Origin of the sequence: Brumimicrobium sp. (genome assembly GCA_023957385.1) — a bacterium.
GTDB lineage: Bacteria > Bacteroidota > Bacteroidia > Flavobacteriales_D > Crocinitomicaceae > Brumimicrobium.
Genome location: JAMLGZ010000001.1, coordinates 2,450,811 through 2,467,342, shown reverse-complemented (window position 1 = coordinate 2,467,342; position 16,532 = coordinate 2,450,811). Strand labels below are relative to the sequence as shown.

The following is a 16,532-nucleotide window of genomic DNA, read 5'->3' as shown; positions in this document are numbered from 1 at the left end:
AATATAAAATCGCTGAACTAGAATACATTAATATAATAAAGCAATATCTATAAAAAAAGGTGTTTGAAATTCAAACACCCTTAATAAATTTATTTTTTTAATCTACAATTAATTTATTATTATTTTTTGAGTAAAGTTCTCACTCTCAGTTTGAACTCTTAACCAATAAATACCTTTCTCATAATCTCTCACGTCAATCACATAATTATTATCTGAAGATGGAGTTGGAAGTTCATTTGTAATAACCTCCCCTAAAGTGTTTATCAATTCAATACTCTGAACTTTTTGATTTTCTACATGAATATTTAATTTATCTTATAAATCTTTCCCTTTTTAACATTCTAAATGCCTAAATTTAAAAAGACGAGAGACTCTAAAGCATCCTCTAAACTGTTATCAAATCTTCTAACTATCTACGATTTACTTTCTTAGGCATTATTTATGCAAGCACTTCCCTGAAATTTTGTAAATTTGGATAATTAATGCAGTCTTACATGAGAAATTTTCTCCTATTTATTGTTTTTTGCACAATTGCAGTTCTGACGTTTGCACAGGGGGATAGAGGCTCGCGGGCTGTGCCTACTCATGAAGATGAAATTAAGAATACCTATGCACTCATCATTGGGATTTCTGATTATGAAAACTTACAATCTCTTCAATTTGCTGATCAAGATGCCTTGGCAATGGAAGACTTCTTATCGGGAGAATGGGGCGCAAATATTCCAAAAGAGAACATTCGTTTACTGTTAAATAACCATGCTAAGAATGGAGATATCCTAGAAAATGGAATGACTTGGTTATACGATAAAGTAAAACCAGGAGATAGAGCGATTATCTACTTTGCAGGACATGGAATATCAGTTGGAAATAATGATGCATATTTACTTTCCTATAATACTATTCAGGAGTTTAATACGGCCAATATTTTTATGTCGGGTGGTATTCCAATGTTACAAGTAAAACGAAATTTTATTGCACCTATGTACCAGAATGGGGTACAAGTACTGTTAATCATTGATGCTTGTCGCTCTTTTGATATTGCACGTATTATCAAAGAATAAGAAGCTTTCTAAGTTTATGAAAGAGCAAAGTAATTAGGCTTATTCTCTGTCAAAAATTAGTGAGTTAATTTCGACTTTTCAAAATCATTTTCTATTACATTTGCCGTATGCATTGGAAACTACTTATCCTATTCTTGTTTTTAGTAGAAATGAGTTCTGCTCAAAAATATTACCCACCAGTGCCCTTTGATTCTGCTTTATATGAGGGGAAGCAGTATTATTTGACTGTAGAAAATAAAACAAATACAGCTCAAAAAAATGTAATCCTGATTGTCGCGGACGATATGGGTAAATTTGACCTTTCTATATACGGTAATCCGTACATCCAGACGCCAAATATTGATGCCATTGCTCAAAGTGGGATTTTATTTAATGCTGGTTATGCAACGGCAGCTGTTTGTAGTCCGTCGCGTGCTGGATTTATTACAGGGAGGTATCAACAGCGTTTTGGCTTTCACGTACAACCTCATCAACGCTATCCAAAGAATAAGTTTGAGTTATGGGCATTCCGTAATTTAATTAATACTAATTCCTTACATCCGGAAGGCTGGGCGAAATATCCCAATAAAGAGAATAAATCAAAGATGGGTTTACCCCAATCTGAAATTACGATCGCCGAAATGCTAAAGATGAATGGATATCGCACGGCACTTTGTGGAAAATGGCATTTGGGCTACAATGCACCTTTGTTACCTGAATATTTTGGCTTTGACTATCGCTATGGCTTTAATGAGGCCTATTCTTTATTTGCAGATCCGAAAGATCCAACTATTGTCAATGCACGCATCAAAGAATTTACGGATAAAGTGATTTGGAAAGGTGGAAGAAAAGGTGCATGTGCCATCTTTGAAAATGGAGTAGAGGTGGAAGAAAAAGAATATTTGACTTATGCTTTCTTCCGAAAAGCTAAAGAATTTATTGGCGAAAAGAATGAACAACCATTCTTTGTGTTTTTACCTGTAAATGCGCCGCATACTCCCTATCAAGCTCCAAAGGATATTTATGATAAACTAGACCATATATCTGAGCATAATAAGCGTGTGTATTATGCGATGATTGTTGCACTGGACAATGCTATTGGTGATTTAGTTGATTATCTAAAAAGAACCAATCAATATGAAAACACGCTTATCATTTTCACAAGTGACAATGGCGCGGCTTTGTACTCGGGTACGGTGAATAATGAACCTCTTAATGCGGGTAAATTCACCTTATTTGAAGGAGGAGTTAATATTCCGTTTATGATGTCTTGTCCGAGTGCCATCAAAGAACATTTAGAAATTAGTCAACCGGTCAGTTTGTTAGATATTTTTCCAACCATAGCAGATTTTACACATTCTAAGATGCCTACAGATCGGGAGTATGATGGGGTTTCATTGAGTAATTGTTTTTTAGGGGATTCGATAGAATTGGAAAGACAGCGAGAAGCTATCTATTGGTATTCGGATTATAATTCTGCTATTCGCGTGGGAAATTACAAGTTAATCATTAACGATTTGGACAATACAGTTGACTTATATAATCTCAAAACAGATCCTTACGAGAAAAATAACCTATCGAATAATCAGGAGGAAATTGAAAAATTAAAAGCTCAGTTAACAACTTGGAAAAATTTAATGCCTCGTATGTATTGGCCTCGTATCATGAATTATGAGGTAGAAATTAATGGTAAAATCTATCGTTGGGCCGTATAATATGTTTCGTATCATTTTCATAGGTGTATGTTTTTTAATATCGTATGATTTTTATGGTCAAACATATACTCCTTTAGATAATCTCGGAGAATTAGTAAAAATTAAAGGAGGGAAAACCACAATAGGTAATGCCAATTTTGAAGATGCACAACCTTTGTTGCAAGTAAAGGTTTATAGTTTTCAAATACAAAAAAATGAAGTTACCAACGCACAGTTTGCTCAATTTGTAGCTGCAACGAATTATCAAACCTTAGCGGAGAAAAATGGAGGTTCTTTTGTTTTTCAACTAGATTTTCCAAAAGATTCGACCGAACTGGAAAATTCACCTTGGTGGGAATTTACGGGAGGAGCGAATTGGAAGCATCCACAAGGAGCAAATTCTTCTATTCAAGGAAAAGAAAATTATCCTGCCATACATATCGCATACGAAGATGCGTGTGCTTATTGTGCGTGGTTGGAGATGCGTTTGCCAACGGAGGTGGAGTGGGAATATGCGGCTCGACAAAATGGAGAAGTTACGCAATTTAATAATTGGCAAGGGAATTTCCCGTACGAAAATACTTTATCAGATGGTTTTATGGAGGCAGCACCTGTAGGTAATTACCCTGCGGGCAAACTTGGACTTTATGATATGCAAGGAAATGTATGGGAGTGGTGTTTAGATTCCTACCATGCACATGCGTATCACTATGCGAGTGAGTCTAAAATTCTATCTTATAAACCGCTAGTTCCAACAGGTTTTGATCCCTATTTTCAAAACGAGGAAACAAAGGTTATTCGTGGAGGTTCTTTCTTATGTGCAGAGAATTCGTGTCGCGGTTATGCATTAGGAATGCGTATGCGTTCCTCTGTTGAGATGACTTTTTCTCATATCGGATTTCGGTGTGTAAAAGGGAAGAAATAGTTTATAAATCTTCTTCATCCAATACATAATCCCAAGCGGCACTACCAAAACCATTGTTGTCCCACATCTTCATATCTTTGTCTCCTACTTCTTCTTTATAAAAAATCGTAGGATAACTATCAATATGAAGAATTCTTACAACATCTTGAGATAAGAAGTTTACTTCAATTCCCGCACCGCTATTTTCCTTATAATCTTGTAACGCCAAAGTATCTTCATGCACAACTAACACGGTTATTGGTAAAGCAGGATATAATTCTTTCAGCTTATTCATTTCATTTAAGCGCATGTGGCAAAAAGGGCAGCCGGGTAAAACCACCATATTTAATCCTTTTCTAAATTCATTTTCGTACTCACCTGAGTAATAAATTTTTCGGTATGTGTTGTTAAAATCACCATCATAGATGGGATGCATAGCAAAAGCAATCCCGCCGGCTATGAGCAAAACAGCTAAACTCACCAAGCGACGGATGTTGTGACTTACATTTTTTAAAAACAATCTATTTATGCTTACTACAATAGCTACAATGGCGGCTAATTCAAGTGAATAAGGTAGCATCATAGACATAGAAAAAGAAAGCTTGGCGTTGATACACCAGTACACGATATCTTTGTGGTAGTATATTAATCCAGCTAAAATGGAAATGGAAATCAGAAGTGGGATAAAGCGTTTCATATTTTTTTATTTCTCAGTTAAAGTTATATTAAAATCTGGAGTCAGAGTAAGTTTTCCATCCTTTTTTTCATTGCTTCCCAGTATGATGAACCCTTTGATAACAGATGTTTCATTTTTGATTAATAAGTCAGATAATTGTTTATCAGTAAGCTTCTTTCCTAAGAATTCAAACGGAATAATCAGTTTGCAACCGTTTTTATAATTAGCACAACCATAAGCTGACTTTCCTTTGATAAACCCTGTATTTTTGCAACTTGGACACGTGATTGAATTTAAATCCAATTCTTGCTTCTTAGTTGTTTTTTTGGCTTTTTCTTCTTTTGGCTTATCTTCAATAATCCGAACATTTTTATGATGTGAATTAAACAATACTTCATTGGTTAAATCCACTACCATTTCAATTAATTCCTTTTTAAACTGTTCAGGTTGGTACTCACCTTTTTCGATAAGTCGTAATTTACGCTCCCAATCTCCTGTTAATTCGGGAGATTTCAAAGTTTCATTTTCTATTACACGTATCAAATCGATACCAGTCTCAGTTGCCTCAATAGATTTTCCCTTTCGTTGAATATATTTTCTTCGGAAAAGCGTTTCAATGATGTTGGCTCTCGTAGATGGTCGCCCGATGCCATTATCTTTCATCAATTCACGAGTCTCTTCATCTTTTACTTGTTTTCCAGCGGTTTCCATGGCTCGTAACAAAGTCGCTTCTGTATAAGGTTTGGGTGGAGTAGTTTGTTTCTGATCCACACGAGGTTCATGTTTTCCTTTTTCACCTTTCACAAACACAGGCATAATATTTTCTTCTCCCTCTTTCTTTTCCTCTTCACTGGATTTAGTCTTAGGAAAAACCACACGCCAACCAGGTGATAGAATTTGCTTTCCAGTGGCTTTAAATTCTAATTTCAGCACTTCTCCCAAAACAGTGGTGTTACTCACTTTGCAATCAGGGTAAAAAGCTGCCAAGAACTGTCGTACCACCATGTCATATATCTTCTGTTCATCTGGACTTACCCCACTCATTTTTACACCTGTAGGAATTATGGCATGGTGGTCGGTTACTTTCTTATTATTGAATACTTGATTGCTCTTTTTGATTTTTTCTGCTAAAAGCGGCTGTGTCAATTCCTGATAGTAATCCAAGTTTTTTAGAATATCCGGAATCTTCGGGTACATATCATCAGGCAAATAAGTAGTGTCCACACGTGGGTAAGTAACCAATTTTTTCTCGTATAAACCTTGAATCAATTTTAGCGTCATGTCTGCTGAAAAGCCATATTTCCGGTTGGCATTAACTTGTAAAGAAGTTAAATCAAAGAGATGTGGGGGTTTTTCTGTTCCTTCCTTTTGTTCAAAAGAAGTAATTTCAAATTCCTCTTCTTTTATTTTGCTAAGTGCATACTCAGCTTTCTCCTTCTTTTGTATCTTTCCAAGTACACTATTAAATTCTGTTTCTCGGTATATGGTTCTCAACTCCCAGTAATCTTCTGGTTTGAAGTTGTCTATTTCTAATTGTCTGTTGACGATCATGGCTAGGGTAGGAGTTTGTACCCGACCAATAGATAATACTTGTTTTTGTTGTGCGAATTTTTTTGTAAATAGACGTGTGGCGTTCATTCCCAGAATCCAATCACCAATAGCACGCGTACTTCCAGCGGCATATAAATTGTCGTATTTAGAGGCATCTTTTAAGTTGTTAAAACCTTCTTTGATTGCCTCTTCTGTCAAGGAGCTAATCCACAAACGTTTGGTAGGAGCAGTTGCCTTTGCTTTGTGATATACCCAACGCTGTATAACTTCTCCCTCTTGCCCGGCATCCCCACAATTTATGATTTCATCAGCAGAATGTAGTAATCGTTCTATGACTCTGAATTGTTTTTCAACTCCTTGATTTGCGATGAGTTTAATTCCAAATTTAGAAGGAATCATGGGGAGCTCCCTTAAATCCCAGTATTTCCATTTATCCAGATAATCGTGTGGCTCTTTCAGAGTGCATAAATGCCCAAAGGTCCATGTGACTTGATAGCCATTACCTTCGTAATAGCCATCTTTCCGTTGATTAGCACCAATTATTTTAGCAATATCTCCGGCAACACTTGGTTTCTCCGCAATACAAACTTTCATAGTTATTTCGCATACTTTTTAATGGTAAACGAATACGCGTTTCTTTCGTCTTTAGTATAAGTTAAAATTTCTTCTTCATTCCAATCCTCCCAATTTACAAAAGGGAAGAATACGTCAGATCCTTCAAAGGTAGCATCTATGTGTGTGATGTACATTTCGTCCACTTTTCCTAAGTCTAGTGCTTGTTTAAATATTTCTGCTCCCCCTGTAATAAAACAGATTTTATCTTCTTCTAGGTATTGGTCCAGTTCACTCCAGTCATGGATAACTACAACTCCCTCTGCTTGATATGCTTTATTTCGGGTAAGAACTATATTTTTTCGATTAGGAAGTGGTCGGAATTTTTCGGGGATAGATTCCCAATTTTTTCGTCCCATCATTACGACATGTCCGCTAGTCGTTTCCTTAAAGAACTGCATGTCCCTCGGTAAATGCCAAGGTAGGTTATTGTCTTTCCCAATTTCTCTATGTTGACCAATAGCCACAATGATTATATACTTCATATTTATACTGCTACTTCTGCTTTAATATGTGGATAAGGATCATAATTTACCAATTCAAAATCTTCAAATTTAAAGGAAAAAATATCCTTTACATTCGGATTGATTTTCATAGTTGGTAAAGTGCGTGGAGTACGTGTCAATTGTAATTTAGCTTGCTCAAAATGATTTGAATACAAGTGAACATCTCCAAAAGTATGTACAAAATCACCTGGTTCGAGGCCACATACTTGAGCTAACATCATGGTAAATACGGCATAACTCGCAATATTAAACGGAACACCTAAGAAAGTATCCGCAGAACGTTGATAAAGTTGGCAACTCAATTTACCTTCGGCAACAAAAAACTGAAACAAACAGTGACATGGAGGAAGAGCCATTTTATCGACATCAGCTACATTCCAGGCACTTACAATATGTCTTCTTGAATTTGGATTATTTTTGATTCCATGAACCAACTGTGTGATTTGGTCAATAGTACCACCATTGCCATCTGGCCAAGAGCGCCATTGGTGTCCATATACAGGACCTAAATTTCCCCATTTCTTTGCAAAAGCAGTGTCATTGGCAACTCTTTCTGCAAATTCACGAATACTTTCACCTTGATATTCAGTACTTTTCTTGTAAATTTCAAAAGGCCATTCATCCCAGATGCGCACTTGATTTTGAGTTAAATATTGTATATTAGTGTCACCTGCAATAAACCATAAAAGCTCATGTATGATTGATTTAAGGTGTAATTTCTTGGTGGTCATCATGGGGAATCCCTTACTTAAATCAAATCGCATTTGATATCCAAAAACAGAGCGAGTACCCGTTCCTGTTCTATCGCCTCTATCCACTCCATTATCGAGTATATGTTGTAAAAGTTTGTGATATTGTTCCATGTTTTTTTTTGTTGTTCGGAGCGCTAAATTACGGCTTTTTTAGGAGATAATAAAGACGAAATATCAAAAGTGGATAACTTTTGAAAAGTTAGAAGATCTCTTTTCGCAGGGTATAAAGCATACTCATAAAAAAGCACTATCTTCGTATCAAAATTATTTTGCTGTGAAAAATATCATATTTATAATACTTATTCTACTAGGCTATGCGTGTGGAAATAGTAAAGGTCTTATCCCTAAAAAATACCTTGGAAATTATGAGGGAACGCAAGAATCATATGATATTACTGCAAATGGAGTTACCGTTGAAGTAAAAAAATCCACCTATGAACTATTGTTGGATAATGGTAAATTGTGGCTCACCACGCAACAACAAAAAATATCTGGAACGTATGATATTGTGGCGGAAACTAAAATGTATCTTTCCCTGAAAGTGAAATTAGATAATGGAATTACCGAAGATTGGAAACTGTGGAAAAAAGGGACTCGCCTTATTCGAGAACCCATCAAACCAGAACCGAGCATAATTTTCTTGAAAAAGAAGTAATACACATACTTTTTAGTGGAGAATGGAAAGTTAGGTTATATAGAGTTTGATTTGAAATAAAAATTTTCAACTTTCCTATCGATAGCTATCAGCATTCAACTTTCCACTTTCAACTTTCCACTTTCCACTATCCACTTTCCACTTTCAACTTTCCAACGGGTTTTTTAATTAAATTACAGAATATTTTTTTTTTCATTAAAAAGAGCGTACTTTTGTTGCCCAATTTTGAAGAATAGAAGTATGATAGACGAAGCCCTTTTTGAACCTAAGAAATTATATCCATTTCAAAAAGAGACAGTAGAGGAGATTATTGAAGAATTTAAAGGAAAGAATCCTGACTTTAATTTATTATATCAACTCCCTACAGGAGGTGGTAAAACAGTTATTTTTTCTGAGATAGCCAAAAAATATATTGAAATATGGAAAAAGAAAATATTAATTCTCACTCACAGGATTGAACTTTCTGTTCAGACGTCTAAACAATTACATGCTATTGGTGTAAAAAACAAGATTATAAATAGCGATGTAAAATCACTTGAAGATCAAGGAGAATTTGAATGTTTTATAGCTATGGTTGAAACCCTGAATAATCGTCTTCAGGATAATCAGAATTTCATTGATGGGGTGGGATTAGTTATTGTAGATGAAGCACACTACAATAGTTTTAGAAAGATATTTCAATATTATAAAGAAGCTAATATTTTGGGTGTTACCGCTACTCCCTTGAGTTCTAATAAAGCTTTGCCCCTAAACGATCATTACAATAAACTAAAAATTGGGGAAAGTATTTCTTCACTTATAGAAAAAGGATATTTATCAAATGCGGAAACCTACACGTATGATGTGAATCTGCATGGGTTAAAAATTGGATCTAACGGAGATTTTACGGTAAGTAGTTCGGAAATGGTCTATGGTAACTTTTTTATGCAGGAAAAACTTTTGTTTGCCTATGAAGAAGTTGCCGTGAAAACGAAAACACTTATTTTTAATTCTGGAATTGAAACGAGTTTACGTGTTGCTGAAACGTTCCAAAAGAGAGGGTTTAAAATCAAACATTTAGATAGTACATTCTCCGATAGAGATAGAAAAGATGTACTCGCTTGGTTTAAGGAAACTCCAGATGCTATTTTGACTTCTGTTGGAATCTTAACTACAGGATTTGATGAACCAACAGTTGAGACAATTATTTTAAATAGAGCAACTCGTTCTTTAACGCTATATCATCAAATGATTGGTAGGGGTTCTAGAAGATTGCCTAATAAAGATACTTTTAAATTAATTGACCTAGGAAACAATGTACGTCGTTTTGGAATCTGGCAAGATTACATTAACTGGCAAGATGCTTTTATGTATCCGGATAGATTCTTGGAATCACGTATCTCTGAACAAGAAGACCTGTTGTTTGAAACGGACTATGAATTACCTCGACATATACAAGATAAAATTGATATGGAAATTCTGTCTCAATTTAGTATGAAAGAAGTATATGAGAATTATATTGAAAAAGGAGAAAAGGGAAAATTAGCTATTGATGACTCTGTAGATAATCACTTTCATGCCATCTGTTCTAAATGTACCAACTTTTATGATGGTTTAGAATTACAAGAGGCTATCCAAGAACATATAGAACACCGATTGAAACAATACACAAAGTGTATAGCAAAAAGCACGAAGAATTACTTTGCGTATTTATTAGAATCTTATAACAGACAATTGAGACAAAAATTACGGATGTCCCTTGATGACGAATAACCATCCTAATAATACAAATAAAAGAACTATCTTTGCCAAAATTTTAGATTAATATGATTACAGTCAATAATTTAACCCTGCAATTTGGGAAACGTATTTTGTTTGATGAGGTAAATTTAAAATTTCTTCATGGAAACTGTTATGGTGTGATTGGTGCAAATGGCGCAGGTAAATCAACATTCTTGAAAATCTTAACCGGTGATCAGGATCCGACCAAAGGAAAGGTGGAACTTGAACCTGGAAAACGAATGGCTGTGCTTCAACAAGATCACCATGCATTTGACGATTTTGAAGTACTTATGACTGTGATTAAAGGTCATCATCGCTTATTTGAAATCATGCAAGAAAAGGATGCTTTGTATGCAAAACCTGACTTTTCAGAGGAAGATGGTATCCGAGCTTCAGAATTAGAAGCTGAATTTGCGGATATGGAAGGCTGGAATGCAGAAGCAGATGCTGCAACCATGCTTTCTAATCTTGGAATTGATGAATCTAAGCATTATACATTGATGAAGGATATGCCAAATGACCAGAAGGTTCGTGTTTTATTAGCACAAGCTTTGTTTGGTAACCCCGATTTACTTATCTTGGATGAGCCTACCAACGACTTAGATATTAAGACCATAGATTGGTTAGAAGATTTCTTATTGGATTTTAAAAATACGGTGATTGTAGTGTCTCACGACCGTCACTTTTTAGATACTGTGTGTACACATATTTGTGATATAGATTATTCTAAAATTAAGCTATTTACGGGAAATTATACTTTCTGGTATCAGTCCTCTCAGTTAGCAGCACGTCAGTTAGCCGATAAAAAGAAGAAATCAGAAGATAAGAAAAAAGAATTGCAAGATTTTATTTCTCGTTTCTCAGCGAACGCCTCCAAGTCAAAACAAGCTACCAGTAGAAGAAAGTTATTAGAAAAATTGGATTTGGATGAGATTCAACCTTCTTCTAGAAGATATCCAGGAATCTTTTTTGAACAAGAGAGAGATGCTGGTGACCAAGTTTTACATATCAACAATTTATCTTACGAACAAGATGGGGAATTGTTGTTTTCTGATGTAAATATCAATGTTGGAAGAAATGATAAAATTGTATTTCTTTCTAAGAACTCTAAGGCAATTACTGGTTTATTCGAAGTTCTAAATGGGCATGTAAAACCTAAAACGGGTAACTTTACTTTTGGAACAACGATTACTACTTCTTATTTACCAACAGATAATAGTACTTTCTTTCAAGAGAAAATTAACTTGATGGATTGGTTACGTCAATATGCAAAAACAGATGAAGAAAGAGAAGAAGTGAACTTACGTGGTTTCTTAGGAAGAATGTTGTTCTCTGGTGAAGAAGCTTTAAAAAGTGCAACTGTACTGTCTGGAGGAGAGAAGGTGAGATGTATGTTGTCTCGACAAATGATGATGAGAGCTAATTTATTGATGATGGACGAACCTACCAATCACTTGGATTTGGAATCTATTACAGCCTTAAACAACGGTATGAAAGATTTTCAAGGAATTATTTTGTTCACATCACATGACCACGAGTTGGTAAACACAGTAGCTAACCGTATTATTGAATTAACTCCAAATGGAATTATCGATAAATTAATGTCTTATGATGATTACCTTAATGATGAGAAAATAATCCAACAACAAGAAGCATTATATGCTTAAATCTTATTTGGTCCCATAGCTCAACGGGATAGAGCTTCAGTTTCCTAAACTGAAGATGCAGGTTCGAGTCCTGCTGGGGTCACAATTAGATTAGAAAAATCTATTATTTCACTTCTTTTTTTATTAATTTTTTTTGATAATAGTCAGAAAGAATGTAATTTAGCATCAACTAATTACATGATTTACTATGAAAAACATACTTCTATCCCTATTAGTATGGTGCGTTGCAATATTTGTATATGCACAAGAATCTCAAGATATTGCATTCAATTATTCCAAGAATTTAGATAAACAATATGCCTCTGTTTCACTTCATATCGTTAAATCGAATGATAAATACGAAGTAAAATATGTGAATTGGTCTGTCGTAAAAACTAGAGTTCAAATAGATAGAGCCAAATCAGGATGGAAACAAAATGATTTCGTATGTTTTGTGTTGGATGAAAATGACCAAGTGATAGATACAATTATAATCCAACATCCATTACAGCCTCAGGATGACATGAATACTAGTAAAGCACAAGCGAAAGAAATTCTTGAAAATACAGTATCGATATATTTCAAATATTCGGATAATATGAAATTTCTCTCTATCTATAAGGTAGAGGAAGATAATAATCTTATCATGATTAATACACTTATAATACCTCAGGGTAAATAAAGTTGCTAATCAATAAGTTCTTCTACTTTCTTCTTTTGATATCTTCTGATAATTAATCTGTTTCCTTTATCAAAAGTGAAATAACTCCATACCCAGCTAATTCCTACGAGTAACTTATTTTTAAATCCACTGATAGAAATTAAGTGCACCCCAGACCATAAAAGCCAAGCAAAATATCCACCAAATTTAAAACGACCTAAATCTGCTACAGCTCTTCTTTTCCCAACAGTTGCCATAGATCCTTTGTCTTTATATGTGAAGGGTTGCATTTCTTTTCCATTTATCTTACGCAGTAGATTTTCACCAAGTAATCTTCCCTGTTGTATAGCTACTTGAGCCAACATAGGGTGTCCTTTGGGTGTAGATTCTGTTATCATGCATGCAACATCACCGATTGCAAATACATTTTCTAAGTTTTTAATTTGAGAAAATTCATTTACCAAGATCCGATTACCTCTTGTGTACTGTTCGGAAGTGAGACCTTCTGGAGAACTACCCTTTACTCCAGCAGTCCAAATAACACTTTTTGATTTTAACCCAACCACTCCATTTGTCTCAATATTAAATCCATCGTAGGAAGTAACGGCTGTGTTGAGATAAATGTTAACCCCTAATTCTTCTAGGTATTTTTGAGATTTTTCAGAAGCTGTCTTAGACATGGTTCCTAATAATTTATCACTAGCTTCAACAATGTGTATAGACATATTGGAAGCATCTAAATCAGGATAATCTTTCGGCAAGATGAATCGTTTAAATTCAGCTAAAGCTCCTGCGGTTTCGACACCAGCTGGACCTCCCCCGATAATAGTAAAATTCATAAGTGCTTTCCGTTCGATAAGATCTGTGGTAACAACGGCTCTTTCCAAGTGTTCTAAAATAAGACTGCGAATGTCTAACGCTTCTTGTATGGATTTCATTCCAAAACTGTTTCGTTCCACATTCTCCATACCAAAGAAGTTTGTATCACTACCTGTTGCGATGACTAAATAGTCGTATTCAATAGAACCAATATCAGAAAATACAGTTTGAATTTGGGTATCTATGTTTAGTACATTTGCCATGCGAAAGAAAATATTTTTAAAATGATTAAATTCCTTACGAAATGGGAATGTAATACTGTCAGGAACAATACCGCTAGTTGCCACTTGATACAATAAAGGTTGAAATTGATGGAAATTATTTCTGTCTAGAAAGATTACTTGAATAGGCTTGTTTTTTAATTTTTTAGCCAAGTTTAAACCTGCAAATCCACCTCCTATAACTACCACTTTTTTATAGTTACTCTCCGGAATTCTAATTTTATTTGTTTCCATTTGTTTTGTATCTATTAATACAACAAAATTGATAACTATTTGTTTAAATTTTCACTATTTTTGAATATAAATTTAAAACGATGAAAATTCTACTGTCTCCCGCTAAAATGTTAGATTTTTCTAAAGAAATCAAAGTGCCGGAATATACACAGATTCATTTCTTAAAGGAAACAGAGTCATTAGTGAAGAAAATTAAATCGCTCCCTAAATCGGAATTAAAAAAGTTATTTGGAATTTCTGAGAATTTAGTTGATTTGAATTACCAACGCTATCAGCAATGGAAAACGCCTTTGCACTATGGAGAAGAATCAAAACCTGCGCTTACTGTTTTTGATGGAGAAGTTTATAAGGGACTGGATGTCAAAACATTTTCTTCAGATGATTTCAAAAGAGCACAAGAGTCCGTTCGAATTCTATCGGGGTTATATGGAATATTAAAGCCCTTAGATTTGATGTACCCTTATCGATTGGAAATGGGAACCAAATGGAAAATTTCTGCAGAACATAAAAACTTATATAGTTATTGGAGTGATACTCTCACAACTTATCTGAAGAAAGATCTACAAAAAGATGAGGTAATTGTTAATCTAGCATCTAGTGAATATTTTAAAGTCTTAAATACAAAACAGATAGATAACCCAATTATCACTCCTGTTTTTAAAGAATATAAAAATGGAGAGTTTAAGGTGGTAATGATGTATGCAAAGCATGCGCGTGGAGCTATGACTCGCTATATTATTCAGCATAAAATAAATAAAGTTCAAGATTTAAAAGGGTATAATATGGACCAATATTCATTTGATGAAAAAGCATCCACAGAGAATGAATGGGTATTTATAAGGTAAAAGACTTAATTTGCTAATGTGTTAGGGAAATTAAAATTTCGTCGTATTCGGAATAGAATTTGTCAAAACGCACTAAATACTGCATAAAGAAAGGGAATATTTTTTCTTCATCTTTTTTAGAGAGATAGCTAACACCTGGTAACGTCCATGAAATTCGTGAAATAGAATGTCCTGCTATATTAAATGCTTTTTTCTCCCAAACTCCTGGTTCTATCATCTCTTTTTCAAGCACCTTTTTGAGTTCTTCGAGTTGATCCCAAATTAAATCGCGAATACCTTCGTCTTTATCCTGTATTTCTATAGCAAATCGTGCCGATTCAGTATCACAAGTTAAACGTATGTATAGTTGTTTCACATAGGTAGGGTAGTTAATCCAGTTAATCTGTTTGGTACGAATTCCTTTGTGTTTTTTGGAAAACGCCTTGAAATTTGCCCAAAATTCCGTATTAATTTCCTTTCGTTCTTCTTTGGTAAGCATAACCTTAGGTGTTCAACCACTTCATGAATTTACCCCATAGTGTTGTAGGTTTATTTTCTTCTTCCTTACGTTTTATTTGTTGAATTTCAATTTTTCTGATTTGGGCTTTTGTTTTTTTCTTAGGTGTTGTAGGTTTGGCTTGTTGAGTTTTTACTATAGTATTATAATACTCCTTCTTTTTATGTTTTTCCTGTTTCTTCTTTTTTTCTTGAGATTTCTGATAAGACTCTTGTTCTTGTTTTAGCTGTTCTTCATAAGAAAGTATTTTTTTATGATGTTGTTTTTTAGTATGCTTTTTATGTACTCTAGTTACTTTCTTTTCATTATTTGTTGTATTCTCTTTTTCAGAAGAAGTTTCCTCCGTTTGTTCGGAAGGTGCTGCTTGTTTCTTTTGAGGTAAATCTATTTTTCCAATAACTGTGATACCTTGTAAATCAACTTTTGGAGCTTTAATAGTTTCCAGCTCAGGATCCAATTGGGTTTCAAAATAACTATAATCTATTTTTTTAGTTTCAAGGTCATTTAAATTAGTAGATTTTGGATCGTTTTCTGGGTTTAAATGACTAAAATGGGATATAATTTGCGTAACCTGTTCCTCCGAAATTTTTGTATTTGGACCGAAATTTATACTTGCATCGCCTGTATCGATTAAATATTTAGCAATATAACTGGGTTGTATATCTAATTTCCGGGATATTTGGACGAGTCTCATAATACTATTTTTCACAAAGATAAAAAGATTAATTTATTCTTAAAAGAATGAAATGCCTATTCTATTCTTGATCAATCGGTATTTCACGATCGTATTTACTCTTAAAGTACCAACGGTAAAGGAGTAATTGTATTGTTTGTTTGATGTAAGGACTCTCCAACTCTTCATTGGTTAAACGTGATGTGTATAAATCAAAAAAATAATGAATAGAAACTTCAGGTTGAGAAGTGATTGTCTGTTGAATTTCTCTCTGAATTTTCGCAAAGTGAGTATCCATGATGGAGGTTGAGTCGAGAGAAAATATATCTAATGCACAATCATAAACCTGAGTAGGATTCTTGTATAAAACTACATTATTAAAATCTCCTTTCTTTAAAGGAGTTTGAAAATATAGATTTTCATTGAGATACGCCAATAGATCTTTATATGCTTGTCCTGAAGTATCTTTTAAATGTCCTTCTGCAATGAGTTCTTTTTCAAAATCATGCAGTATTTGGTGGATATTAATATCGTAATTTTTATAATAATTCTCGAAGCATGTTTCAAGAAAAGTATATATTTCCTCTTCTTTCATTACTTTATTTGACTGACATCCAGTGAATAAATAAGAAAATGATAAAATTGTAGTGCACATTAGGATTTTAATTTGTATTTTCATGCCATGATCAATTACTACTATTATAAATATATAACAAATTTATTAGC

17 protein-coding genes and 1 tRNA gene are annotated in these 16,532 nt (G+C 34.1%); 9 read left to right on the top strand and 9 right to left on the bottom strand.

What is annotated here, in order from left to right:
• Positions 1-108: 108 nt before the first annotated feature.
• Entirely contained in the window at positions 109-267 is a 159-nt protein-coding gene (locus tag M9897_10770) for a T9SS type A sorting domain-containing protein (protein MCO5269362.1), read from the bottom strand.
• Between the two features lie 227 nt (positions 268-494).
• On the opposite strand from M9897_10770, the gene M9897_10765 reads away from it, so the two are divergent.
• From M9897_10765 to M9897_10755, 3 genes are all read left to right on the top strand, one after another.
• Entirely contained in the window at positions 495-1,061 is a 567-nt protein-coding gene (locus M9897_10765) for a caspase family protein (GenBank protein ID MCO5269361.1), read from the top strand.
• Between the two features lie 107 nt (positions 1,062-1,168).
• Positions 1,169-2,755: a sulfatase-like hydrolase/transferase gene (locus M9897_10760; protein MCO5269360.1), complete on the top strand. Its 1,587-nt coding sequence runs from the start codon at positions 1,169-1,171 to the stop codon at positions 2,753-2,755.
• A complete protein-coding gene (locus M9897_10755; protein MCO5269359.1) occupies positions 2,727-3,659 on the top strand; it encodes a formylglycine-generating enzyme family protein in 933 nt (310 codons plus the stop codon). The genes M9897_10760 and M9897_10755 overlap by 29 nt, the downstream gene beginning before the upstream one ends.
• Position 3,660: 1 nt before the next feature.
• Here M9897_10755 and M9897_10750 read toward each other — a convergent pair whose 3' ends face one another.
• Genes M9897_10750 through thyA form a run of 4 tightly spaced genes read right to left on the bottom strand, consistent with a single transcriptional unit; the run spans position 3,661 to position 7,846 of the window.
• Entirely contained in the window at positions 3,661-4,335 is a 675-nt protein-coding gene (locus tag M9897_10750) for a hypothetical protein (GenBank protein ID MCO5269358.1), read from the bottom strand.
• 6 nt (positions 4,336-4,341) lie between these two features.
• A complete protein-coding gene (locus tag M9897_10745; protein ID MCO5269357.1) occupies positions 4,342-6,459 on the bottom strand; it encodes a DNA topoisomerase 3 in 2,118 nt (705 codons plus the stop codon).
• 2 nt (positions 6,460-6,461) lie between these two features.
• On the bottom strand, positions 6,462-6,962 hold the full coding sequence (locus M9897_10740; GenBank protein ID MCO5269356.1) for a dihydrofolate reductase: 501 nt from the start codon (positions 6,960-6,962) through the stop codon (positions 6,462-6,464).
• Between the two features lie 2 nt (positions 6,963-6,964).
• Positions 6,965-7,846: a thymidylate synthase gene (gene thyA, locus M9897_10735; GenBank protein MCO5269355.1), complete on the bottom strand. Its 882-nt coding sequence runs from the start codon at positions 7,844-7,846 to the stop codon at positions 6,965-6,967.
• A 163-nt stretch (positions 7,847-8,009) separates the two neighbouring features.
• On the opposite strand from thyA, the gene M9897_10730 reads away from it, so the two are divergent.
• The 5 genes from M9897_10730 to M9897_10710 all read left to right on the top strand — a co-directional run bounded on the left by M9897_10730 (position 8,010) and on the right by M9897_10710 (position 12,479).
• The gene (locus M9897_10730; GenBank protein ID MCO5269354.1) at positions 8,010-8,390 is read left to right on the top strand and encodes a hypothetical protein; all 381 of its coding nucleotides are present in this window, start codon (positions 8,010-8,012) and stop codon (positions 8,388-8,390) included.
• Positions 8,391-8,630: 240 nt separating this feature from the next.
• Positions 8,631-10,142: a DEAD/DEAH box helicase family protein gene (locus M9897_10725; protein MCO5269353.1), complete on the top strand. Its 1,512-nt coding sequence runs from the start codon at positions 8,631-8,633 to the stop codon at positions 10,140-10,142.
• Positions 10,143-10,195: 53 nt separating this feature from the next.
• Complete coding sequence (locus M9897_10720) at positions 10,196-11,818, top strand: ATP-binding cassette domain-containing protein (protein ID MCO5269352.1); 1,623 nt, start codon at positions 10,196-10,198, stop codon at positions 11,816-11,818.
• A gap of 9 nt (positions 11,819-11,827) precedes the next feature.
• Positions 11,828-11,900: transfer RNA gene (locus tag M9897_10715), tRNA-Arg, on the top strand.
• 105 nt (positions 11,901-12,005) lie between these two features.
• Positions 12,006-12,479, top strand: a complete 474-nt coding sequence (locus M9897_10710) for a hypothetical protein (GenBank protein ID MCO5269351.1) — start codon at positions 12,006-12,008, stop codon at positions 12,477-12,479.
• A 5-nt stretch (positions 12,480-12,484) separates the two neighbouring features.
• Here the strand turns inward: M9897_10710 and M9897_10705 are convergent, their stop codons facing one another.
• Positions 12,485-13,792 (bottom strand): NAD(P)/FAD-dependent oxidoreductase, encoded by a 1,308-nt coding sequence (locus M9897_10705; GenBank protein ID MCO5269350.1) that lies wholly within the window; start codon positions 13,790-13,792, stop codon positions 12,485-12,487.
• Positions 13,793-13,872: 80 nt separating this feature from the next.
• Between M9897_10705 and yaaA the strand changes: the two genes are divergently transcribed.
• Positions 13,873-14,637 carry a peroxide stress protein YaaA gene (gene yaaA, locus M9897_10700; protein ID MCO5269349.1) on the top strand — a complete coding sequence of 255 codons (765 nt, stop codon included), beginning with the start codon at positions 13,873-13,875 and terminating at the stop codon, positions 14,635-14,637.
• A 13-nt stretch (positions 14,638-14,650) separates the two neighbouring features.
• On the opposite strand, the gene M9897_10695 is transcribed toward yaaA, so the two are convergent.
• The 3 genes from M9897_10695 to M9897_10685 are packed head-to-tail and all read right to left on the bottom strand — an operon-like array spanning position 14,651 to position 16,401.
• Positions 14,651-15,115, bottom strand: coding sequence for a DUF4268 domain-containing protein (locus M9897_10695; GenBank protein MCO5269348.1), 465 nt, complete (start codon positions 15,113-15,115; stop codon positions 14,651-14,653).
• 4 nt (positions 15,116-15,119) lie between these two features.
• A complete protein-coding gene (locus M9897_10690; protein ID MCO5269347.1) occupies positions 15,120-15,842 on the bottom strand; it encodes a hypothetical protein in 723 nt (240 codons plus the stop codon).
• Between the two features lie 46 nt (positions 15,843-15,888).
• A complete protein-coding gene (locus tag M9897_10685; GenBank protein MCO5269346.1) occupies positions 15,889-16,401 on the bottom strand; it encodes a hypothetical protein in 513 nt (170 codons plus the stop codon).
• Between the last annotated feature and the right edge of the window lie 131 nt (positions 16,402-16,532).